Source organism: Pseudomonas sp. P8_241 (assembly GCF_034008315.1).
In the GTDB taxonomy this organism is placed as follows: domain Bacteria; phylum Pseudomonadota; class Gammaproteobacteria; order Pseudomonadales; family Pseudomonadaceae; genus Aquipseudomonas.
In genome coordinates this window covers 2,537,786-2,558,932 of record NZ_CP125377.1, presented here as the reverse complement: position 1 = coordinate 2,558,932, position 21,147 = coordinate 2,537,786, and the positions used below count along the sequence as shown (strand labels likewise).

Sequence of the window (21,147 nt, the reverse complement as noted above, 5' to 3'; positions counted from 1 at the left end):
GAGCCCGGCTTGCCGGCGATGGCGATCTTACGGACGCCATCGCCGGCAAGCCGGGCTCCTACAAAGGGGTTTGCGGTGCACTTGGGCAAATCGGGTTATTTGGCCCAGCGCCGCAGGTCCGACGGGGTGTAGTCGTCGGTCTTGGCGGCGAAGCCGACGCGCATCGGCTCGGTCTCTTCGTTGGCCAGGCCACCGGCGTAGTAACGCCCGGAGATCAGGTCATAGGAGGTTTCCAGCACGTTGTAGGTAAAGCCATGGTCGTACTGCTGAATCGCGTGCAGCTCGCCGCTGCGCCACAGCTCGCCACGACTGTCGTACTGGTCTGACTGCGCAATCTGCCAGCTGTCCTCGTCGACATAGAAACGGCGTTTGGCATAGATGTGCCGGGCGCCAGGCTTGAGGGTGGCTTCGACGACCCACACGCGATGTTTCTCGTAGCGAGCCAGGTCCTGGTTGACGTGGTTGGGCTTGATCACGGCGTCGTACTTGAGGTCGCGGCTACCGATTTTGTAGCTGTTGTAAGGGATGAACAGCTCCTGCTTGCCCACCAGTTTCCAGTCGAAACGATCCGGTGCACCGTTGTAGCCGTCGATGTTGTCAGCGGTGATCAGGCCGTTGCTGTATCGGGCACTGTTGTCATAGGCAATCATCGGCGCACGGCGCACGCGACGTTGGCCCGGCAGGTATTGCCAGGCGGAACGCGGTTCGGCGACCTGGTCGATCGGTTCATGCACCAGCACCGCTTCACCGGACAAACGCGCCGGTTCCAGCACTCGGCTCTTGAACATGAACAACACGTTGTTGCCCGGTTCCAGGCCGCCCACGGTGTCGGCGAAGTTGATCAACGACTGGTTGCGCACGTAACTGGTCGCGCCGTTTTCACGCACCAGCGCCGAGCTGCTGATGCGCTCGTAACTGCCGCCGCGGTAGCGGGTCATGTGATTCCACATCACCTCAAGACCTTCGGTGGGCAGCGGAAACGGAATGCCTTTGGCGTAGTCATGCAGACCGTTGCCGCCATCGGCCATGCTGGTTTTGGCGACGTTATCGCGGCTCACCGCCAGCACGTCCTTGGGCAAGTTGGCGCTGCGATGGGTCGGGTAGATGTTCATCTTGTAGGTGTCGGGAAAACGCTTGAACAACGCGATTTGCCCAGGGCTGAGAAACTTTTCATACTGCGCCACGTTCTTTGCCGTGACCGTGAACAACGGTTTCTCGCTGGCATACGGATCGCTGTAACCGCCCTTGCTGTCGACGGTGCCGGCATTGCTCATCAGGCCTCCGGTCCAGGCCGGAATACTGCCGTCGGCGTTCGCCGCCATTTCCGAGCCCATGGGGGTCAGGGTCTTGCCCAAGGCAGCCGAATCGGTGCCTTTGGCCTGTGCCAGGCCGACGGTGCAGGCCAGGGCCAGCACGCACAATTGCATACGCATAACGGTTCTCCTTAGAAGTCTGCCTTGAAGCTGACGGATGCGAAGTCGCGGTCGTCGAGGGTGCTGTAGTCGTTGGAACCGAAGAAGGCGTTGTAGGCCAGTTCCACGCTGTAATCGTTCATGTAGACGCCGGTCAGGCTGAGGCCCAGCGCTTGTTGGCCCTCCTGGAACGGTCCTTGCGGATCGTAGGAATAGCCCTCGACGTCATGCCGCCAGTTGACGGCCGGAATCAGGTTGATGCCCGGCAACACGTCGCTGTATTCCAGGCTGGCGCGCAGGCGATAACCCCACGACCAATCGGTGGCAAAACCCTTGTCGGTGCAGTACTGGTTGGTGACGCCCGAGGCCACGGTGTTACACGGTGTGCCGTTGCGCGTCGAACTGCGACCGAACGCGGCGTTACGACCCAGACGCTCATCCCCCAGATCATCGATGTGCACGACACCGGCCTCGCCAAACAGGCTCAGGCGCGTGGCGCCCAGCACGTTGTCGACCGCCTGGGTCGCCGATGCTGTCGCCTGCCACACACCCTTGCGCTCCCATGCGTCAAAGCGGTCGCCGCGGTTGACATTGAAACCGGGCGGCAGTTGTACCCAGGAACTGCCCGCCACACCGGAGATCACTGCGACGTTGACGTCTGGTGCGTTGATCGCCAACGGCATGTTCGGGCGATAACTCACCTCACCGGCCAGGGAAATCCCGGTCACCGGCTCAACCCCGTTGAGGCTGATGCCGTACAGGCGGATTTCTTCCGGAAACGCCGCCGCGTAGCTCGGCCCTTGGATGCCACCGGGGAACGTGCCGCGAATGGCGGTGTTTTTCGCATCGAGGGTGAAGTACGGCAGACGCGAGTGGTAGTTGATGAAGTAGACCGCCGCTTCGGCATCGTTCAGCGCCGGGATCATCTGGCGTAAAGCGAAGCCGAACTGACCGTTGTCAGACGGTGATTCGTTGCCGCGGGACGTGGCGTACAGCCCGGCTGCCTGCATCTGCTGATCGGTCTGCACCTGGCTCAGGTACAACGGCCCGCAGCCCTTCTGGATCGCATCGCTGCTGGCGAAGAACGTACCGCAACCATCGAGAACGCTGGGGCGCCAGTTGTATTGGTAGAAGCCTTCGAGGTTGGTGGTGTCGGTCAGGCCAAAACTGAAGGAAATCATCTCCACCGGCAACTGACCTTCCTTGATTTCCACACCGGGTCGGTTGAACGCGGAAACGTCCAGCGGGTTGATCACGTTGATGCCGTTCTGGATCAGCAGCGCCTCGCCCCAGGACAACACCTGATTGCCGACCTTCACGTTCAATGGATGCTCGGCAATCTGGAAATCTTTCCAGACGTAAGCATCAAGCGTCTCGAAGCCCTTGAATTTCGACAGGTCATCCCAACCCGAATCGTCGAAATCCTTGAAGCGCCCCTGCCGGGTTTCGTAGGCGTGGTCGTACCAGTACTTGAAGCGAACGAACGCGCCCTGGCCCTGACCGTCGAGACTGAAATCGGTGAGGCCCTTGAAGACCTGCGAAATGGGGTCGCCCTTCTCGAAGTTCAGCCGGTTATCGTCGGCGCTGACGCTGGTGCCATTGGCATTCACGCCCTGCGCCTGCAAGGCGTTGGCGCGGGTCATCAGGCTCTTGTCGGGATTCTGCGTGGACCAGCTGCTGCCCAGGGACAGGGTGGTCTTGGTCGACAGGCTCCAGTCTTCGTTGAGGTCGATGGTGGTGGCGGACGCAGGGCCCGCGAGTACAGCAAGCACCGCCAGTGCAAGGGGTTGCGGGCGGTTGTGGCCAAGCCGGGTCAGTCGTTGGCGGACTGGGGCTGTGGCCGAGCATTTTTTTATCATTATTAGGCTCCGATCAGATTTGCTCAGCACTGACACGGTGCCTAATTGTCGGCCTTGATACGCAAGCGATGACCGACAAAAAGTAATCATTGGGGGAGGTTCTGGGTGTATTCACAATCCATTCGAACAACCCCAAACCTGTAGGAGCAAGCTTGCTCGCGATAAGGCCGGCAGCTTCAACATCAATGCTGAATGACAGACCGCCATCGCTGGCAAGCCAGCTCCCACAAGTTTTGCGTCGACCACAAATAATATGCACACGACAAAAAACTACGCCTGCAACCCCAACCGAAACTGCTTGGGCGTAATCCCGAACTGCTTGCGAAACGCCCGAATAAAATTGCTGGGTTGCCGATACCCAAGACGCTCGGCAATCCGCTCGATAGGCTGATCCCCTGCCGTCAACCAATGCCGCGCCATCTCCAGGCTGTCGGTGCGGCTATGCTGCGTCGCAGCCGTTTGCCAATGCCTCAACATGCTCTGATGCAAAAACGGATTGGCCCCCAACAACGATTCATCCAGACAGGCCAAAGGCAGGCTCAGACACGGATGCGGCCCTTCGCGTACATTGACACCGACACCCTGCAACCAATTGCCGGCTGCTTGCTGCCCCGTCAGGCTGACCGAGGCAAACACCTCACCGGGTGCCCTGCCGAGTCGTCGCGAAATGTTGCGCACCAGGCTCAAGGTCGCGGCATCCAGGCCAAAAAAGTGCGGCAGTTGATCCAGACTGCGCAGGTGTAACCGAGCCTGCCCGCCCACCTCTTCGAGTTCGGCGATCACGTAGTTGGTGACCCGTGGCAAAAACTCGGTGAAGCACGCCAGGCTCGCACGCAGGGTCGCGGCAGAGTCCAGTAAAATGTTCAGGCCCTGCAACGTAGTGGTCGCCATGCCATTGACCAATTCGCAGCCGAAGGAAGCCCCCGCGCCTGCGCGTTCGCATTCGCTCCACAGGCGTTCGACCAGGTGTGCCGGGACATGTGCCCCCTGCTCATCCAACAGCGAAAGACTAATGCCGGCACGCTCCAGCAATTGCGCCTGACACAACCCGGACTCCCGGGCATGGCTGAGAATGGTGCGAGTGAACGCGCTGGAAATGAACGGTTGACGGGTCATGGCACGCTACGCAAAGAAGACAGGCGTGTACTTATGCCAGTCTCTGTGATATCGATCCAATGCATTAAAAGTATCCGCTGAATGCAGGAGACGCATGATGGATTTACGACAGCTTCGCCACCTCGTCGCGCTGGCCGATTACCGCAACTTCGGCCGTGCTGCCGAGGCGATCAATCTCAGCCAGCCTGCCTTCAGCCGCAGCATCCAGACCCTTGAGCGTGATCTCGATTGTGCCCTCGTTGAACGCAGCAGCCGGGAGTTTCGCCTCACCGGCCAGGGTGAACTGGTGCTGCAACATGCCCGCCGCCTGCTCGCCGGCAGTCAGGCTCTGCATAACGAGCTGACCCAGTACAACGGCCTGACCGGCGGTGAGTTGAAGTTCGGGTGCGGCCCCTACCCCGCTCAGTTGCTGGTGCCCGAGGCGCTGGCGGAATTTATCCAGGCGCATCCGGCGATCCGCATCAGTTTTGATCAGGGCGATTGGGAGCAACTGGCGCTGTGGCTGCGCGAACAACAGATCGAGTTTCTGGTGGCGGATTCGCGTTACTTCACCGGCGACCCGCAATATCAGGTGCACGTGCTGCGACCCCGGCGCGGGCGGTTCTTCTGTCGCGCCGGGCATCCCCTGGCCCAGCGTGAAAAGCTGTCCCTGCGTGCTCTGCTCGACTATGCGGTGGTCGGTACGCGTATTCCGCCGATGATCCGCAAGATCCTCGCCGACGTACAGGGCGAGCCGGATTTCAACCCCAGCGTCGAGTGCGCACAGTTCGACGCCATCCGCCGTGTGGTCATGCGCTCGGACGCGGTTGGCATCGCCACCGTGGAAGCGCTGGCTGAACTGGTCGATCAAGGGCTGATCCGTTTGCTGGAGTTTTCCGACGTGCCCAAAGATGATCCCGGCCTGCAACTGCATTACGGCATCGTCAGCCGCGCCGGGCATTCACTGACACCGGCGGCGCTGGCGATGGTCGACGCGATCCTGAGCGTTGACCGGCGTTTGCTGGCGTCAAACTAGCCCCTTTGAAAACACCCCCCTGTAGGAGCAAGCTCGCTCCTGCAGGGTTGTGCGTGACGCCGCCAGTCAGGCTCGCCGCGCCAGCGCCTGCAACGCCCGCGGCTCGCCAAGGGCGCGCAACAGGCAATGCATCGCTTCTTCGCGGCTGCGTTCGAAGCGGTAGCGGGCCTCGATGTACAGCGCCAGTTTCAACTCCACCGGTTCGTCCAGCGGCAGCGGCACCTGCTGCATTCCCAGCACACTGGCAACGCGGCTCGGCAGGCTGATGCCGAACGGCTGGCGGTCGGCAATCAGCTTGGCGGCCAGAGTGCTTTGCGTGCTCATCGCCAGGTTTCGGCGCAGGCCTTTCAAGCCCAGATGCAGATCCACCGGGCTGAGCCCGTCGCGGCGGCTGGACACCTGAATCTGCGGTTGCTCCAGATAGGCTTGCAGGGTACGCGGCGGCTCCTTGAGCGCCGCGCCATAGGCGAACACGTAATGATCGACCGGCAGTGATTGCTTGTGCAGGCCAGCGAGTCCGGCCAGGGGCTGGTCGAGGTCGATGAGGATATCGAGTTTGCCGCTGGCCAGATCCTGCAAGGCATCACGGCGCCGCGGCTGGAAATAGCGCACCTGCCAGTCGGCATGGGGTGATTCGAGCAAGGCATCGAGCAATACCGGTTGCAGGCAATCCAGGCAACTGATGCGCAGCAGCGGGTTGTTCTGCCGCGCGGCGGGAATCATGCGCAAGCCGTCGCGCAACGACTCCAGCGCCGCTCGCACATAGTCGGCCAGGCGATGGGCAACCAGTGTCGGGGTCACTCCCAGACGGCTTTTGATGAACAACGGATCGCCGCACAATTCGCGCAGGCGACGCAACGCGTTGCTCATGGCCGGTTGCGACAAACACATCACCTCAGCGGCGCGGGTGACGCTGCGCTGTTGGTAGATCGCATCGAAGGCAAGCAACAGGTTCAGGTCGAGCTGGCGTAAATCAAGCATGGTCTTGCTCCGGCAAATCGCTTAACGTCGGGCAGCCTAACCAGTGTTCCGGAACAAGCTGTGAGCCCTACATGACAAAAAGCGATCAGCCATTGCAGGCTCCACCCTCGACCAATGCGTTCTATGCCCCGACCCTGTTGCCGGCCATTGAAGAATTGCTCGCGCGCGGAATAGCCCGGGAACGTATCGAAGACCTGTTTCGTCGCAGCCTGTTCGAATTGCGCACGCCGTTCATGCGCATACCGCTGTTCATGTCCCGACGCTTCTGGGCGTTTGCCCTGGAGCAGACCGGCGATCCATTGATCGGTCTGGCGGCGGGCCGACGCTTCGTTTCGACCGCCACCAATGGCTTGACCTACCTGTTCGACGTAGCCGCCTCGCTGGACAATGCCTGTCAGTATTTCGTGCGGTTCTTTCCGTTTTTCAACGGTCACTTTCAGGCGCAGATCGTGCGCGGCGAAAACACTGTCGAACTGCGCCTGCTCGAATGCGGAAGCGTCAAGGCCCCTGCGGCGACGGCCGACTACATTCTCATCAGCCTGTGCAGCATGTTGCGGCGCAAATTCCTCGCCAGCGGCCTGGAGCGCGATCCGGTGCGGGCTGTCAGCCTGCCCGGACCTTGGCCCGTCAACCCTGGGGAACATGAGCAAGCCTTGCGCACTTCCGTGCAATGGCAGCAGCCGCTGTATTCGATTCACCTCGACCCACAGCTTTTCGTCATCGCTTTGACGCCAGGCAATCATGAGCTGGAGCAGACCCTGGTCGACCTGCTGGAACAGACCCGGCGCAACAGTGAGCCAACCTTGCTGGAGCAAGTCAGCGACCACCTGATCGCCGACCTTGCCGATGCGAACTGGCAGCAGTTCTGTGCGGCCCATCATCTGCTCGAACGCACCGCGGCGCGGCGCCTGAAGGCGCTGGGCTGGAGCTTTTCAGAGTTGTTGGACGAGTACCGCCATTGCCGCGCCGAAGACTTTCTGCAAGCGACGGACCTGGAGCTGGTGGAGATTTCCGACCGGTTGGGCTACAGCGACGTGCAGAGTTTCAACCGGGCATGTATGCGGTGGTTGGGATGTGCGCCGGGGGCATACCGGGTACGCGGCGGAAAATAAAAGCCAGGATCCTGTGCGTCGGGCGGTTTGGGTTTTGCGTCCCCCCATTTTCCAGCTACAAATGACTAGTGAGGTTGAGTGTCCAGATTCTTGACAGTGTGTCATGGGGCGGACGTCGATGGATGGCTCAAGCATTAGGGATGGTCCGGCACATGAATCAAGGCAAATACCGCTCCGATATTGACGGGTTGCGCGCTGTAGCGGTGATTGCGGTGCTGTTGCATCACCTCAACACCCGTCTGTTGCCAGGCGGGTTCGTGGGGGTCGATATCTTCTTTGTGATCTCCGGTTTTCTGATCACCTCTCAGGTGTTTTCAGAGGTCAAACGCAACGCTTTCTCGCTCAAGGGTTTTTATCAGCGACGCATCAACCGCATCGTGCCAGCGCTGGTAACGGTATTGCTGGCGACCGTCGTGGTCGGGGCCTTCATTCTGTCGCCGGTCGACCTGATCCGGCTCAACGTCAGCGCGCTGTTCTCTCTGCTGGGCGTCTCCAACGTTTACATCTGGATCAAGTACGGCAACTACTTCGCCGCCGATGCCAGTGAAGCGCCCTTGCTGCATACCTGGTCGCTGGGTATCGAGGAGCAGTTCTACGTCATTTGGCCACTGTTCATCGTGTTGCTCTATCGCCTGGCACCACGCTACGTTCTGCCCGTACTGGCCATCGGCGTGGTGGCCGCGGTAGGCGTTTCCGAGTACGCGACAGGCGTCTTCGCGACGGCAGCCTACTACCTGTTGCCGACGCGTTTTTTCGAACTGATGCTCGGCGGACTGCTGGGGATTTACCTGCACCAGCCGCGTGTCATCGGCAAGCTGGCCGCTCACGGATTTGCGCTTGCAGGCTATCTGTTGATCGGTTTCTCGCTGTTTGCCTTGAACCCCTATTCCACCTTCCCCGGACTCAATGCCCTGATCCCCTGCCTGGGCGCCGCCTCGTTGATCCTGGCGGGCAGTGGTGACCGGCACTCGCGCCTGCTGACCAGCCGGCCGATGGTGTTTGTCGGTTTGATCTCTTATTCGCTGTACTTGTGGCACTGGCCGCTGATCGCCTACCTGAACTACCTCGCAATCCCCATCGACCTGCCTGTAGCCACGCTGCTCATCGCGGCCTCGGTCCTGCTCTCATGGTTGTCCTGGCGTTATGTCGAAGTGCCGTTTCGGCGCAGCGGAGCAACCTGGCATTTCTCCCGGGTGTTCACCCGTCGTTTCGCCCTGCCGGCGCTCGGACTGGCCGCGATAGCCGCGCTGAGCCTGCACTTCAACGGTTTTTCCCAACGTTTCAGCCCCGGGGTTTCGGCGCTGGAGGCGATGACCCTGAGCAAGCCCAGCGAGGTCCGCTCCGGCTGTCACGTACCCAATGCACTGTATGGCACCGCACCCAATGAGAACTGCCGCCTGGGCGCCAAAAAGGAAGGGCTGGACGGCATCATGATCGGTGACTCGTTTGCCAATCACTTCACCGGCATGGTCGACATCCTGGCCAAACCGAACAATATCGCACTCATGGATTACACCATGGACTCCTGCCCGCCAATCATCGGCTACACCGCCGAAATGCCGCCGGTGTATGCCGAGCATTGCGCGAAACGCAATGAGCGGGTGTTCAACCTGATCGAGCAAAACAAATACCGTTATGTGGTGTTGGCCGCGATATGGCCCAAGGATGACAGGGCCAGAGACATCGTCGAAGCCAGCATTCAGCGGGTGGTTGAAAACAGCGGCCAGGTGATTGTCATTTTGAGCAATCAACACATCGAAAAGGCAGCGAGCTGTCCGATTCGCCGTTTGATGTTCGGCACCGAGCGCGATTGCTCGGTCTCCCAGAGCGCGCTGCCGCCTTATTGGGCGCACGTGAGAACCCGGTTCCCGCAGGTGCGCTTTATCGACCCCAATCAAGTGATATGCCCCGCAGGCGTGTGCAGCCCGATCATCCAGGGGCAACTGTTGTATCTGGATGACTCTCACCTGAATGAAGTGGGCTCGCGATTTATCGGCAGCACGCTGCTCAATCGCGGCTTCACCTTGCTGCACGATCCGGCGCAGTCGGCGCGCACTGCCGACATCCGGCTGGATAGCTCCACCATGAACTGATGTGATCAATCACCCCTGAGAGGGCTTCGATCGCAGGCGCCATGGACGGCGCTTAGCCCTTGCATCGCCTTCAAGACAGGCGCACCGACGTCACGTACAGGTCTCCCCCCAATACCCCCCGTAACTGCCAGGCTGATGGCGCGGTTTGAGCGTGCGCTTAGCGGATTGGCGATGACTTTCCAGCGCATTCTTTGCCAACAGATTGTCGGCTGTTTCTTGACACTGGCACCGTGCCATAACCACGGCAGAATTGTCGGACTTTTACACAGACCGTCAAAAAAGTGTTGCCTCAAATCTGACACATTCAAGTTCTTACAGCCCTTTAATTCTGGGGCCTACGACCGTTTATCGATTTGTTGGAAGTCGCTGAAAACCCTTTAAATCGGGCCGACCCCAGTAATGGCAAGACTTTGATGGCAAATGGCCCCCCATTTTCGGGGGTGTCTTATGGGCTTAACACGTCATTTTGCTGACACGCTTTGCCAAGGCTGGGCTATACCCCTTTTGACAGTCTTGTTTATCCCTTTTCCACCGTCTTACGAGGCACGCCAAAATGGACGTGAGCGTATTTGGTACGGGCTATGTTGGCCTGATACAAGCAGCCGCACTGGCCGATGTCGGACATCGTGTCCTGTGTGTCGACATCGATCCGAACAAGATCAGACAGTTACAGCAAGCTGTTCCACCGATTAGTGAACCGGGACTCTCCAGTACCCTGGAGGAAAACATCAAAGCCGGTCGCTTGATGTTCACCACCCAGGCCAGCGACGCGGTGGAACATGCCGAACTGATCTTTATCGCCGTCGGTACGCCCGCTGATGAAGACGGTTCTGCAGACCTCAGTCACGTACTGAACGTGGCTCGGCAAATCGCCAATTTCATGGAAGCCGATCACACGCTGATCATCAAATCCACGGTACCGGTCGGTACCGCCGACCAGGTCAGCGCCGCGGCGCGTCAAGAGTTACAGCGCCGGGGCAAGGACGCACTGAAAGTACGGGTGGTGTCCAACCCGGAGTTTCTCAAAGAAGGCAGCGCCCTGGCCGATTGCATGCGTCCGGACCGGATCATCGTCGGTACCGACGACGATGAAGCCCGCACCCAGATGAGTGATCTGTACGCGCCGTTCTGCCGCAATCACGAAAAACTGATGTTCATGGACAACCGCAGCGCCGAGCTGACCAAATACGCGGCCAACGCGATGCTCGCCACGCGCATCAGCTTCATGAACGAACTGGCTAATCTCACCGAGTTGCTGGGGGCGGACATCGAATCGGTGCGCAAAGGCATCGGCTCCGATCCGCGCATCGGTTACCACTTCATCTATCCCGGCTGCGGCTTTGGTGGCTCGTGCTTCCCCAAGGACCTGCGGGCCCTGCTGCACACCGCCGAACACAGCGGCATGCCCCTGCGTCTGCTGCGCAGCGTGACCGACGTCAACGACAGTCAGCGGCACATTCTGTTCGGCAAACTCAAGGCGAAATTCCCTGAAGGACTGGCCGGTAAATCCATCGCCATCTGGGGCCTGGCGTTCAAGCCCAACACCGATGACATGCGTGAAGCGCCGAGCCGCTACCTGATGGAAGCGTTGTGGGCCGAAGGCGCGAGCGTGCAAGCCTACGACCCGGAAGCCATGTCCGAATGCCGACGCATTTATGGCTACCGCGATGACCTGCATCTGTGTGCCACCCGTGACGACACGCTGGAGGATGCCGACGCCCTGGTGATCTGCACCGAATGGAAAAACTTCCGGGTCGTGGACTTCGACTTGCTGGCGAGCAAGCTTCGCTCGCGGGTGATCATCGACGGTCGCAATCTCTATAACCCGGAACATGTCGCAGCGGCCGGCCTGCATTATAGCGGTATTGGCTTGCGCCACATTGTGCCCGAGGCCGTGCGCCCATGAAAATTCTGGTCACCGGCGCCGCCGGATTCATTGGAGCCCATTGTGTGTTGCGGCTGATGCGCGACGGACACCAGGTATTCGGGCTGGACAACTTCAACAGTTACTACGACCCGCAACTCAAGCACGATCGCGTGCGCTGGGTGCAGGAGCAGGTCGGCCATTTCCAGCTCTCAACGGTTGACCTGGCCGATGCCGAGGCCATGGAAACGCTGTTTTCCGATGAAAAACCCGACGTCGTGATTCACCTCGGTGCCCAGGCCGGGGTTCGTTACTCCCTGGAAAATCCACGGGCCTACGTCGACAGCAACTTGAGCGGCTTCCTCAACATCCTCGAAGGCTGCCGCAAGCACCCGGTCAAGCACCTGATCTACGCCTCGTCCAGTTCGGTGTATGGCGCCAACCAGCACACGCCTTATTCGGTGCAGGACAACGTCGATCACCCGCTGTCGCTGTATGCCGCGACAAAGAAATCCAACGAACTGATGGCCCACAGCTACAGCCACCTGTTCAACGTTCCTTGCACCGGCCTGCGTTTTTTCACCGTGTACGGCCCCTGGGGTCGCCCCGACATGTCGCCGATCCAGTTCGCCCGGGCGATCGCCGATGGTCAGCCGCTGAAGTTGTTCAACTACGGCGAGCACCAGCGCGACTTCACCTACATCGACGACATCATCGAGAGCATTGCCCGACTGATCGATCGCCCACCACAAGCCAACGCCGAATGGGACCGGGAACAACCGGACCCGGCCACCAGCATGGCGCCCTGGCGCATCTACAACATCGGCGGCCAGCACCCGGTAGAGCTCAAGGATTATCTGGCGCTGCTGGAAAAACATTTGGGAAAAAAAGCCGAGGTGGAGTTGCTGCCCCTGCAACCCGGCGACGTTCTCAATACCTGCGCCGATGCCTCCGACCTGGCACGCGCTACCGGTTTCCAGCCCTGTATCGAGCTGGATGATGGACTCGGGCGCTTCATTGCCTGGTTCCGCACTTACTACTGACTGCCTGTCGCCCACGCCGCTTGCGGCGGAAGTCTGCGGAGGACGCTATGACTGGACTGGAAAAGAACGTACCGATCAACCAAATGCGCCGTGACAAGCGCCTCGATCCCGAGCACCGCATGCGCATGGATGCGGCGATCCACATGCAAGGCCGGGGCTGGATCACGGGTCGTGACGGCGGCCGACCGTGGACCTTGTCGCGCACCAATCGCGTGGTCGCCTGTTTTGGCGCGCTGATGATCCTGGTGCTGATTTCGCCGGTACTGCTGGGGTTGGCGCTGGCCGTCAAATTCACCAGCCCGGGCCCGGTGATGTTTGTGCAGAAACGCACCGGCTACCGTGGCCGCCTGTTCGGCATGTACAAGTTCCGCACCATGGTCGCCAACGCCGAAGAGCTCAAGGAGTCCCTGCGACACCTGAACAAGCACGGGGCCGATGCCATCGATTTCAAGATCGACAGGGACCCGCGCATCACCGGTATCGGCGGCTTTCTGCGGCGCACCAGTCTGGACGAGCTACCCAACCTGTTCAACGTGGTGCTGGGCGACATGCGCCTGGTGGGCCCCCGGCCGACCTCGTTCAACGCCTACCGCTACAAGGACAGCCATCTTGCGCGCCTGAGCATCTACCCCGGCATGACCGGCCTGTGGCAGATCTCCGGGCGCAGCAACATCGACTTCGACCAGCGCGTTGAGTTGGATCTCAGCTATATCGCCGAGCAGAGCCTGCTGCTTGATCTGAAGATTCTCTTGAAAACCCCTTTCAAAGTGTTCAGCGGACACGGAGCGAGTTAAATGGACGGTTCAATAGCCAAAAGTCTCAGCATTGCCAACCCGAGCGAGTCCAACCTGACCTCGACCGTGCTCGATCAAGATCTGCGGATCCTTTTCCTGACCGCCGCCAACCCCGGCGCTGGCACCAGCACCAGCGCCCTGGCGCTGGCCAGTCAACTGGCGCAGATGAGCAGCGGGCTGGTCCTGCTGGTCGATGCGAGCCAATCGACGACCAACCTTACGCAGCAATTGGGTCTGACCAAGGAAAAAGGCTTTCGCGACCTGTTGTTCAACGATCAGAACCCGCCGTTGTTGCAGGACTGCGTGATGAACGTCTCCAGCCTGCCCTTCCACGTGTTGCCCAATGGCCGGTACTCCCCTGGTACCGAACACCTGACGCCCGAGCGCCTGAGCCCGTTGCTCGATCAGCTCGGCAGTCAGTACCGGTTCGTGGTGATCGACGGTGACGCGGTGTATTCGGCTTCCGACACCCTGGTCATCAGCACCCAGGTGGACGGCGTGATCATGGTCGTACGCTCCGAAGACACCCGCTGGGAAGTCGCCCAGGCGGCGGTCCAGCGTCTGAGCCAGGCCGGGGCGAAACTGGTTGGCAGCGTGTTCAACCGACGCAAGTACTACATGCCCAAGTGGCTGTACAAAAACCTGTGAGCAATCGCCAAAGGATGACGACATGAACGCAAAATTGCTTGTCCTGCTGTTGCTGCCGCTCGCAGGTTGCACCAGTACCACTGATACGGCTCAAAGCATGCCGGTGCAGATCCTGACCGCCGCACCGGCCAATGCCCAGGCCACCGATGTGCCCAAGGTCGAGCAGACCCTGCGCCCGCAGGATGTGCTGGACGTGATTTTCCACATCAGCACCAGTGGCACCGATGCCTATCGCGTGCAGGCCGGTGACCAGGTCGCACTGAACTTTACTGCCGCCAGTCAGCTCAACGGTAGCCAGCTGGTAATGCCAGACGGCACCATCGAACTGCCGGGGGCCAACACCTCGGTGAATATCCAGGGGCTGACCCGTGACCAGGCCCGCGCAGAAATCCAGCGTGCCTACGATCGCAAACAATTGTTCCAGCCCAACCGCAATCAACTGTCGGTGGTCGTCACCAGCCCGCTGACCAATGAACAGAACCTCAAGTCTGTCCTCAACCACCCCGGCACCGGCATGAGCCGGGAGATCACCGTCGGTACCGACGGCTACGCCAGTTTTCCGGAAATTGGCTCCGTGCCGCTGCAAGGCATGACGGTCAATCAGCTGGAAGACTTCCTCAATAAACGCTATGCGCAACTGCCGGGACGGATGACCGTCGACGTGCTGCTCAAGTCCACCGCCGGCAATGAAATCTATGTACTGGGTGAAGTCGGCCAACCCGGCTCCTACCCGATTCGCCGCCCGGTATCGGTGCTCGAAGCGCTGACCATGGCCCGGGGCTCCAACATCAAGGCCCGCCTTGATTCGGTGATGATCATGCGGCGCAACGGCAACCAGGTAGTTGCTCATCGTTATGACGTGGAAAAAGCCCTGTCCGGCGATGCCTCGCAAATCGCCTACCTGCAGGCGGACGACATGCTCTACGTGCCCAAGACCAAACTGGCCAGCGCCGGTGAGCTCGCACGGCAATTGGCGGACGTGGTGTTGTTCCAGGGCGTGGGCATGAGCTTCAGCTACCGCGTCGACAACAAAGACAGTGACGACTAACTCTCAGGTGACCGACATGAATCCAAAGGAAAACTACCTGCACGAGTTCTTCAGGATCTTCTTCGCCAACAAACAGTTGGTGAAACGAGTCTTCCTGGTCTTTGCAGTGATTGCACTGGTCTTGCCGCTGATGCTCAAACAGAGCTTCGACATCACCGCCCAGGTGATTGTGCAGTCCAAGAAAATCTCCCAGGGAGATGCCACCTCCACCCTCAACCAGGAGAATGCCTCATTTATTCCACCGTCGCTCGCGGACATGGAGACCGAGAGCAATATCCTGCGCTCGCCGGCACTGATTCGCCAGACCATCGAACAGCTGCGTGAAAAGGGTGAATACACGCCACCTGTGGGTGTCTTCAACAAACTGGTGCTTTCGCCGATCAAGCAACTTGTGACCGATCCCATTCGCAAGCACGTGACCAATCCGGTGCGCAGCATGCTCGGGCTGGAGACCGATCCGGTGCGCGACACCACACTGGATGCACTGACCCAGGAAGCGTCCGATGCCCTGAAGGTCGAGACTCTGCCGGGATCCAACGTGATCTCCATCGTCTATACCTTTCCGGATCCGGCTCAGGGAACCCGGTTTGTCGCCGCCTTGTTGCAAAACTATCTGGTCAGTCGTCAGGAACTGCAGTCGATCGATCTGCCCCAGAGCTTCTACGAAACCAAGAAACTGCAATATCAGGTGCGCCTCGATGGCCTGGAGGGCAATCGCCTGACCTTGCTTGAGCGTATTGGCTCGTCCGATCCCCGGGAAGAAATCACCTTTCGGCTCAACGCCATCAACACCGAGGAACAAGCGCTCAACCTGTATCAGGATCGTCTGCTGCAGAGCCAACGCTGGCTCGACTACCTGAAAACCAGTTTGGCCACCGCCAACAGCGCAAAACTCAACGATTACACCTTCCCCTACACCTTCACCACCACGGTGGATAACGTTGCCTTCGAGGATCGCGAGATCAAGCAACTGGGTGAGCAACTGACCACCCAGGTCAGCCGCTACATGAATGATCTGGCGGTGTTCCAGCCGAGCAGTGAACCGATGCTGCTGACCCGCGAGCAAATCGCCCGCACCCGCCAACAGTTCCTGAAAGTGGTCAACAACCGGATACAGGAACGAACCAGTGACCTGGCGATTGTCAGCTCGGTGATCGACCAGAAGACCGCGCGCATCGCCGAGTTCAAGAACCGCATCCACCAGTTGCAGGAAACCCAGAGCAAGCTGCGGCAAATGGACACCGAAATCGACGCCCTGCACGCGGCATTCTCCACCTATGCCCAGCGCTTTGCCGAAAGCAGCACCGCACGCTCACTGGACAACGACCTGTCCAACGCACGCGTGCTCAGCCCTCCGTATGAACCGACCGAAGCGGCATTTCCAAAACCGCTGCTGATCATCCCGTTCGGTTTGTTCACCGGTTTACTGCTGGCGATCGCCCTGGTCTATGTGCGTGAGTTCTTCGACCATCGCTTCAAGCACCCTGCGCAAATCACTCAGCAACTGGGCCTGCCGGTACTGTTGGTGATCAACGACCAGAACACCTTGCCGAGCAATCCGCACAAACACTGGGGCGTTCCGAGCCTGATGCATTGGGTGCGCAATTGAACGCGCCGCTCGGTACCGCGCCTGCCCTGCCGATCATTCATTTGCTCAGCAGCGGCGGCTTCTATGGCGCCGAGCGGATGTTGCTGGACCATTGCCTGGCGACGCCGGGGCAGCATCTGGTGCTGTTTCTCGATGCGCCGCCAGAACTGATCGAGCGCTTTCGCCAGGCCGGTGTCGATTGCCAGGGCTGCGCGGGTCTGGGGGAGCTGCTGGGGCATTTGCGCCAGCGGCGGGACCAGCGGCCATTGATCAACACGCACAACTTCAAGGGCCTGCTGTTTGGCTGGGTCGGCGCAACGTTGTTGCGCCTGCCGCTGGTGATCACTCAGCACGGGTTCACTCCACGCAGCCGCAAGCAGAAGTTTTACACCTGGCTGAGCCTGCAACTGTGCCGTACCGCATCCGTGGACCGCGTGGTCTGCGTCGCCGAAAGCATCGCCGCCATTCACCGCCAGGCCAATGTGCGCACAGACAAACTGCAAGTGATTCCCAACGGTCTGCCAGCCGCCAACGACCTGCTGCCGCAAAGCAGCCAACGTCAACGCTGGCTGGTCGGTTACGTCGGACGGTTGAGCAGCGAAAAAGGTCCGGATCTGTTTCTCGATGCCTTGATCCCCTTGTGTCATCAGTACCCGCAACTGGACGCGGTGATGCTCGGCGATGGTCCGGAACGCGAAACCCTGCAGACGCGGATCAACGAGGCAGACCTGCAGGGGCGTATCACACTGCCGGGCTACCAGACGGATATGCGCAAGTGGTGGCGCCAGCTCGACGCGCTGGTGATCAGCTCGCGCACCGAAGGTACACCGATGATTTTGCTCGAAGCCATGCAAGCCGGGGTGCCGGTGGTGGCGTTCGGCGTCGGCGGGATTCCCGATGTGCTGGAGGATCGGCACAACGGTTTGCTCGTCCCCCCCACCGACAGCGCCGCCCTCGCCCGCCAGGTCGGCGCCGTGCTGCGTGATCCGACGCTGGCGCGACAATTGAGTGACAACGCAAAACGTACACAACTGGATCGCTACGACCTCAAGGTATTGGCTGAACGCTGGTCGCAGCTTTACATCCGCACTGCACGGGAGGCACGCGCGTGATTTTTCCGCTCTCGATCGTCAGTTTGCTCGGTCTGGTCTGCCTCGCTTTGCTGGCCAGCCCTTTTCCGTACCTGGCGCCGGGAGCGGTGCTGGGCCTTGTCGGCGTCGCATTGCTCTACCGCAAACCGACCTGGGGTCTGTTGGGCATTGCCGCCATCTTGCCCTTCGAAGGCCTGTTCAAGGACAACGCGTTTTCGGGCTCCAAATTCCTCGGCGCATCGCTGGTGCTGATCCTGATGCTGCAACTGGCGATCCGGCAGCTTCCGTCCGAGCGCTTGCACAGCAATATCTGGCGCTTTTTGATCGGGTTCATGGCTCTGTACCTGCTCAGCCTGATCAATACCGACAACATGGGCATGTCCCTGGGACACCTGCGCGAACTGAGCGTCGGCCTGATCCTGTTTGTGATCACCCTGCTGATCGGCCGTGAGTTGAACCTCGACATCTTTGCCCGGCTCGTGGCCCTCAGCGTTTCCGTGACCTGTGTGATGGCAATATTCTCTGCCAAATACCAGGACGCCGGCCGTGCTTCGGGCTTGCTCAAAGACCCGAACAACTTTGCCCTGATGATCGCGTTCGCCGTTCCCATGGCGTTACTGCTGGTGATCCGCAGCCCGAACCTGTGGCACCGTTTGTTTTGGGGAGGCTGCACCCTCCTGCTGCTGGGTGGCATGACCAAGACCGAATCGCGCTCGGGCCTGGTGGTGCTGTTTCTCAGCCTGATGATTGGCGCATGGCACTACCGCGCGCATCTGGGGCGCTTGCGCCCCCGCCATCTGGGTTTCGCCATGCTGGGCCTGGCGATCCTTGTACCGGTGGGTCTCTATTCCATGCCGGCCGGTTACGTGGAGCGCATCCAGTCGCTGAGCATCTTGAGTTCCGGTGCCAAGAGCCAGGACCCCTCCCTTGGCCGTCGTGCCTCGTACATCGTGGTCGGTGGCGGGATGATTGCCGAAAACCCATTGCTCGGCACCGGTCCCGGCACCTTCCCGCTGCATTACGCCACCACCGGTTACGCCAAGGCATTTTCCATCACCGGCAAAACTGAAGATCTGTACCGTCGCGCCCACAACACCTACCTGGAAATCTTCAGTGAACTGGGTGTTCCAGCCGGACTGATGTTTGTCGGGATGCTGGGCCTGGGGTTTTACAACCTGATGCGCGCCCGACGAGCCTGGATGCTGCGACGAAATTGGCAAGAGGCTGATGTGTTGACCCACCTGAGCATGAGTTTCCTGGCACTGATGTTGTTCCTCATGTTCCTCAGCGCGCCGAACCATAAATACCTGTGGATCATGCTGGCGCTGACCAGTGTGCTGCGTACGAAAGCCGAAGAAGCTCCGTTGCCAGAGGCCCGTGCATGAATCGGATCAGCATCGTCATACCGATGTACAACGAGGCCCGGCACATCGCCCGGACCTTGATCGCTGCGCAACACGCCGCCGACACCGCCAATGTGGAATGCGAGTTGATCGTGGTCGACAACGGCTCCAGCGATCAGGGGCCGCAGATCGCCCGGCAATTTGGCGCCCAGGTGTTGGTGCAACCCGGCCTGCTGATCGGCGCCTTGCGCAATCGTGGAGCGCAAGTGGCCAGGGGCGAATGGCTGGCCTTTATCGATGCCGATATCGAGATGCCCGAGAACTGGCTGACCCTGCTGTTCGGCCTGGAATCCGCTGGACAGGCCGATGTGCTCGGCCTGGACCTGCATACCCCGGCCGAAGCGCCGTGGTTCGCCAATGCCTGGCAACGTCGAACCTTGCGCCCGGACGCCCAACCGCTGCATATCGTGCAATGGTTGCCGACCTCCAACCTGTTGATGCGTCGCCACTGGTTCGAAACGGTCGGCGGTTTCAATGAAATCCTGCGCACCGGCGAAGACAAGGAGTTGACCATGCGCCTGGCCGAGGCCGGAGCGCAGTTGCTCTCGGTCAACCAAAGCGTGGCGCTGCATTGGGGTTACGAAGGCAGTTGGCGCGAGTGGATGGGCAAGGAGATGTGGCGTCAGGGCAGTCATTTGCAACTGCTGCGCAGCCATGGACCCAGCCTGCGCCTGCTGCGTTTTCCGCTGTTGTCGATCGCCGCCTGGTTACTCGATTTCATGGCGATCAGCGCTTTGTTCAATGGATTCCCCCATCACGCGGCAATCATGTTGCTGCTGACCAGCTTGCCGGCGCTGGTGCTGAGCCTGCGCCAAAGTGTCAAACACCGCGACCTGCGCCTGACCTTGCAACTCTGGGGGCTGCACTGGGTGCGCCTGCACCTGGCTGGCGCCGCGTTCATTCTCAGCCTTTGTCATTGGAATGCCAGGAGGCCCGCCCGTGGCTGAATTCATTTTCTGGTTGTGCCTGTTGCTACCGGTTTACGCCTATCTGGGCTATCCCTTGCTGTTGACCTTGCTGGCACCGTTCTACAAGGCGCCTCGTCACGACCCGGCACCGCCGATGGACGTCAGCATCGTGATTGCCGCGCACAACGAGGCGCGGCATATCGAGGACAAACTGCGCACCGTCCTCGCCCAGGATTATCAGGCGCGCTCGCTGCAGATCATTCTGGCCAGCGACGGCTCGACCGACGACACCGTGGCCTGCGCACGTAAAGTCCTCGACCCGCGCATTACCGTGCTCGACCTGCCGCGTCAGGGCAAAGCCGCGACGCTCAACGCCGGTGTGGCGCTGAGCGGCGGTGAAATCCTCGTGTTCACCGATGCCGACAACCAATGGGCGAGCGACACCCTCGGCCATCTGCTTGCGCCCATGGTCGATCCGCAAGTTGGCGGTTGCGCCGGCCACATGTTGATCCCAGTGACCGGCAAAGGCCTGAGCATTGGCGACAGCCTCTATCGGCACTACGAAGGCTGGCTGCGCAAGGTGGAAAACCGCACCGGCTGCATGGTCTCCGCCGATGGCGCCCTGCTCGCCCTGCGCCGAGAGTTGTTCCAGAACATTCCGGCGGAGGTCAACGACGACTTCTTTATCAGCACCTGCGCGCCGGTCGCGTTCAAGCGGATTGTCTACGTGCCCCAGGCTCAGGTGACCGATCAGGGCGTGGACGAAGCCGACAAACAGTTCCGCCGTCGTCAACGTGTCACCGTCGGCGGACTGCAAAGCCTGGCCCAGCGCCGTGAGCTGCTCAACCCGTTCAAGCATGGCCTGTACGCGGTTGCCCTGATCAGCCACAAGTTGATCCGGCGTCTGGCACCGGTCCTGCTGCTTCCGTTGCTGGTGAGCAATTTCTGGCTGTGGGAAGAACACGGTTTCTATCGCCTGAGCCTGGTGGCGCAATTGATCGGCTACACGATAGCCATCGCCGGGCTGCTGGACTCGCAGCATCGCTTGCCCAAACCCTTTCGCCTCGCGGCGTTTCTCCTGGTGACACTCGCCGGAATGAGTATCGGCCTGTGGCAGTTCCTGCGCGGCCAGCGTTATGCCCAATGGAACCCCGAGCAAAATCGATAAGAGG

General features: G+C 60.3%; 17 protein-coding genes. 13 read left to right on the top strand and 4 right to left on the bottom strand.

What is annotated here, in order from left to right; translation table 11 throughout:
- Positions 1-95: 95 nt before the first annotated feature.
- The 3 genes from QMK58_RS11755 to QMK58_RS11745 form a co-directional block, all read right to left on the bottom strand.
- Positions 96-1,433 (bottom strand): DUF1329 domain-containing protein, encoded by a 1,338-nt coding sequence (locus QMK58_RS11755; RefSeq protein WP_053158314.1) that lies wholly within the window; start codon positions 1,431-1,433, stop codon positions 96-98.
- 11 nt (positions 1,434-1,444) lie between these two features.
- Entirely contained in the window at positions 1,445-3,271 is a 1,827-nt protein-coding gene (locus QMK58_RS11750) for a DUF1302 domain-containing protein (RefSeq protein ID WP_053158311.1), read from the bottom strand.
- 270 nt (positions 3,272-3,541) lie between these two features.
- Positions 3,542-4,387, bottom strand: a complete 846-nt coding sequence (locus QMK58_RS11745; RefSeq protein ID WP_053158308.1) for an AraC family transcriptional regulator — start codon at positions 4,385-4,387, stop codon at positions 3,542-3,544.
- Between the two features lie 97 nt (positions 4,388-4,484).
- Here QMK58_RS11745 and QMK58_RS11740 point away from each other — a divergent pair, with 97 nt between their 5' ends.
- A complete protein-coding gene (locus tag QMK58_RS11740; protein ID WP_053158304.1) occupies positions 4,485-5,402 on the top strand; it encodes a LysR family transcriptional regulator in 918 nt (305 codons plus the stop codon).
- A gap of 66 nt (positions 5,403-5,468) precedes the next feature.
- Here QMK58_RS11740 and QMK58_RS11735 read toward each other — a convergent pair whose 3' ends face one another.
- Entirely contained in the window at positions 5,469-6,383 is a 915-nt protein-coding gene (locus QMK58_RS11735; protein WP_053158301.1) for a LysR family transcriptional regulator, read from the bottom strand.
- Between the two features lie 71 nt (positions 6,384-6,454).
- Between QMK58_RS11735 and QMK58_RS11730 the strand changes: the two genes are divergently transcribed.
- The 12 genes from QMK58_RS11730 to QMK58_RS11675 all read left to right on the top strand — a co-directional run bounded on the left by QMK58_RS11730 (position 6,455) and on the right by QMK58_RS11675 (position 21,143).
- Complete coding sequence (locus QMK58_RS11730) at positions 6,455-7,495, top strand: helix-turn-helix transcriptional regulator (RefSeq protein WP_053158298.1); 1,041 nt, start codon at positions 6,455-6,457, stop codon at positions 7,493-7,495.
- Between the two features lie 152 nt (positions 7,496-7,647).
- The gene (locus tag QMK58_RS11725) at positions 7,648-9,588 is read left to right on the top strand and encodes an acyltransferase family protein (protein ID WP_320396320.1); all 1,941 of its coding nucleotides are present in this window, start codon (positions 7,648-7,650) and stop codon (positions 9,586-9,588) included.
- Positions 9,589-10,141: 553 nt separating this feature from the next.
- On the top strand, positions 10,142-11,494 hold the full coding sequence (locus QMK58_RS11720; protein ID WP_053158292.1) for a UDP-glucose dehydrogenase family protein: 1,353 nt from the start codon (positions 10,142-10,144) through the stop codon (positions 11,492-11,494).
- Complete coding sequence (locus QMK58_RS11715) at positions 11,491-12,495, top strand: NAD-dependent epimerase (RefSeq protein WP_320396319.1); 1,005 nt, start codon at positions 11,491-11,493, stop codon at positions 12,493-12,495. Before QMK58_RS11720 ends, QMK58_RS11715 begins: the two co-directional genes overlap by 4 nt.
- 47 nt (positions 12,496-12,542) lie before the next feature.
- Positions 12,543-13,289 (top strand): sugar transferase, encoded by a 747-nt coding sequence (locus tag QMK58_RS11710; protein WP_053158286.1) that lies wholly within the window; start codon positions 12,543-12,545, stop codon positions 13,287-13,289.
- Positions 13,290-13,937: a CpsD/CapB family tyrosine-protein kinase gene (locus QMK58_RS11705; protein WP_320396318.1), complete on the top strand. Its 648-nt coding sequence runs from the start codon at positions 13,290-13,292 to the stop codon at positions 13,935-13,937.
- A 22-nt stretch (positions 13,938-13,959) separates the two neighbouring features.
- Complete coding sequence (locus tag QMK58_RS11700; protein ID WP_053158280.1) at positions 13,960-14,985, top strand: polysaccharide biosynthesis/export family protein; 1,026 nt, start codon at positions 13,960-13,962, stop codon at positions 14,983-14,985.
- Positions 14,986-15,001: 16 nt separating this feature from the next.
- Positions 15,002-16,594 carry a GumC family protein gene (locus QMK58_RS11695; protein ID WP_053158276.1) on the top strand — a complete coding sequence of 531 codons (1,593 nt, stop codon included), beginning with the start codon at positions 15,002-15,004 and terminating at the stop codon, positions 16,592-16,594.
- Entirely contained in the window at positions 16,591-17,685 is a 1,095-nt protein-coding gene (locus QMK58_RS11690) for a glycosyltransferase family 4 protein (RefSeq protein ID WP_053158323.1), read from the top strand. Before QMK58_RS11695 ends, QMK58_RS11690 begins: the two co-directional genes overlap by 4 nt.
- Positions 17,682-19,049, top strand: a complete 1,368-nt coding sequence (locus tag QMK58_RS11685; RefSeq protein ID WP_320396317.1) for an O-antigen ligase family protein — start codon at positions 17,682-17,684, stop codon at positions 19,047-19,049. Before QMK58_RS11690 ends, QMK58_RS11685 begins: the two co-directional genes overlap by 4 nt.
- Entirely contained in the window at positions 19,046-20,014 is a 969-nt protein-coding gene (locus QMK58_RS11680) for a glycosyltransferase (RefSeq protein ID WP_053158270.1), read from the top strand. The genes QMK58_RS11685 and QMK58_RS11680 overlap by 4 nt, the downstream gene beginning before the upstream one ends.
- A complete protein-coding gene (locus QMK58_RS11675) occupies positions 20,007-21,143 on the top strand; it encodes a glycosyltransferase (RefSeq protein ID WP_053158267.1) in 1,137 nt (378 codons plus the stop codon). The genes QMK58_RS11680 and QMK58_RS11675 overlap by 8 nt, the downstream gene beginning before the upstream one ends.
- Positions 21,144-21,147 lie beyond the last annotated feature (4 nt).

Bases quoted from the DNA above. Each gene is read 5' to 3' on its own strand.
- QMK58_RS11755 (WP_053158314.1), bottom strand. From the start codon at position 1,433: ATGCGTATGCAATTGTGCGTGCTGGCCCTGGCCTGCACCGTCGGCCTG.
- QMK58_RS11750 (WP_053158311.1), bottom strand. From the start codon at position 3,271: ATGATAAAAAAATGCTCGGCCACAGCCCCAGTCCGCCAACGACTGACC.
- QMK58_RS11745 (WP_053158308.1), bottom strand. From the start codon at position 4,387: ATGACCCGTCAACCGTTCATTTCCAGCGCGTTCACTCGCACCATTCTC.
- QMK58_RS11740 (WP_053158304.1), top strand. From the start codon at position 4,485: ATGGATTTACGACAGCTTCGCCACCTCGTCGCGCTGGCCGATTACCGC.
- QMK58_RS11735 (WP_053158301.1), bottom strand. From the start codon at position 6,383: ATGCTTGATTTACGCCAGCTCGACCTGAACCTGTTGCTTGCCTTCGAT.
- QMK58_RS11730 (WP_053158298.1), top strand. From the start codon at position 6,455: ATGACAAAAAGCGATCAGCCATTGCAGGCTCCACCCTCGACCAATGCG.
- QMK58_RS11725 (WP_320396320.1), top strand. From the start codon at position 7,648: ATGAATCAAGGCAAATACCGCTCCGATATTGACGGGTTGCGCGCTGTA.
- QMK58_RS11720 (WP_053158292.1), top strand. From the start codon at position 10,142: ATGGACGTGAGCGTATTTGGTACGGGCTATGTTGGCCTGATACAAGCA.
- QMK58_RS11715 (WP_320396319.1), top strand. From the start codon at position 11,491: ATGAAAATTCTGGTCACCGGCGCCGCCGGATTCATTGGAGCCCATTGT.
- QMK58_RS11710 (WP_053158286.1), top strand. From the start codon at position 12,543: ATGACTGGACTGGAAAAGAACGTACCGATCAACCAAATGCGCCGTGAC.
- QMK58_RS11705 (WP_320396318.1), top strand. From the start codon at position 13,290: ATGGACGGTTCAATAGCCAAAAGTCTCAGCATTGCCAACCCGAGCGAG.
- QMK58_RS11700 (WP_053158280.1), top strand. From the start codon at position 13,960: ATGAACGCAAAATTGCTTGTCCTGCTGTTGCTGCCGCTCGCAGGTTGC.
- QMK58_RS11695 (WP_053158276.1), top strand. From the start codon at position 15,002: ATGAATCCAAAGGAAAACTACCTGCACGAGTTCTTCAGGATCTTCTTC.
- QMK58_RS11680 (WP_053158270.1), top strand. From the start codon at position 19,046: ATGAATCGGATCAGCATCGTCATACCGATGTACAACGAGGCCCGGCAC.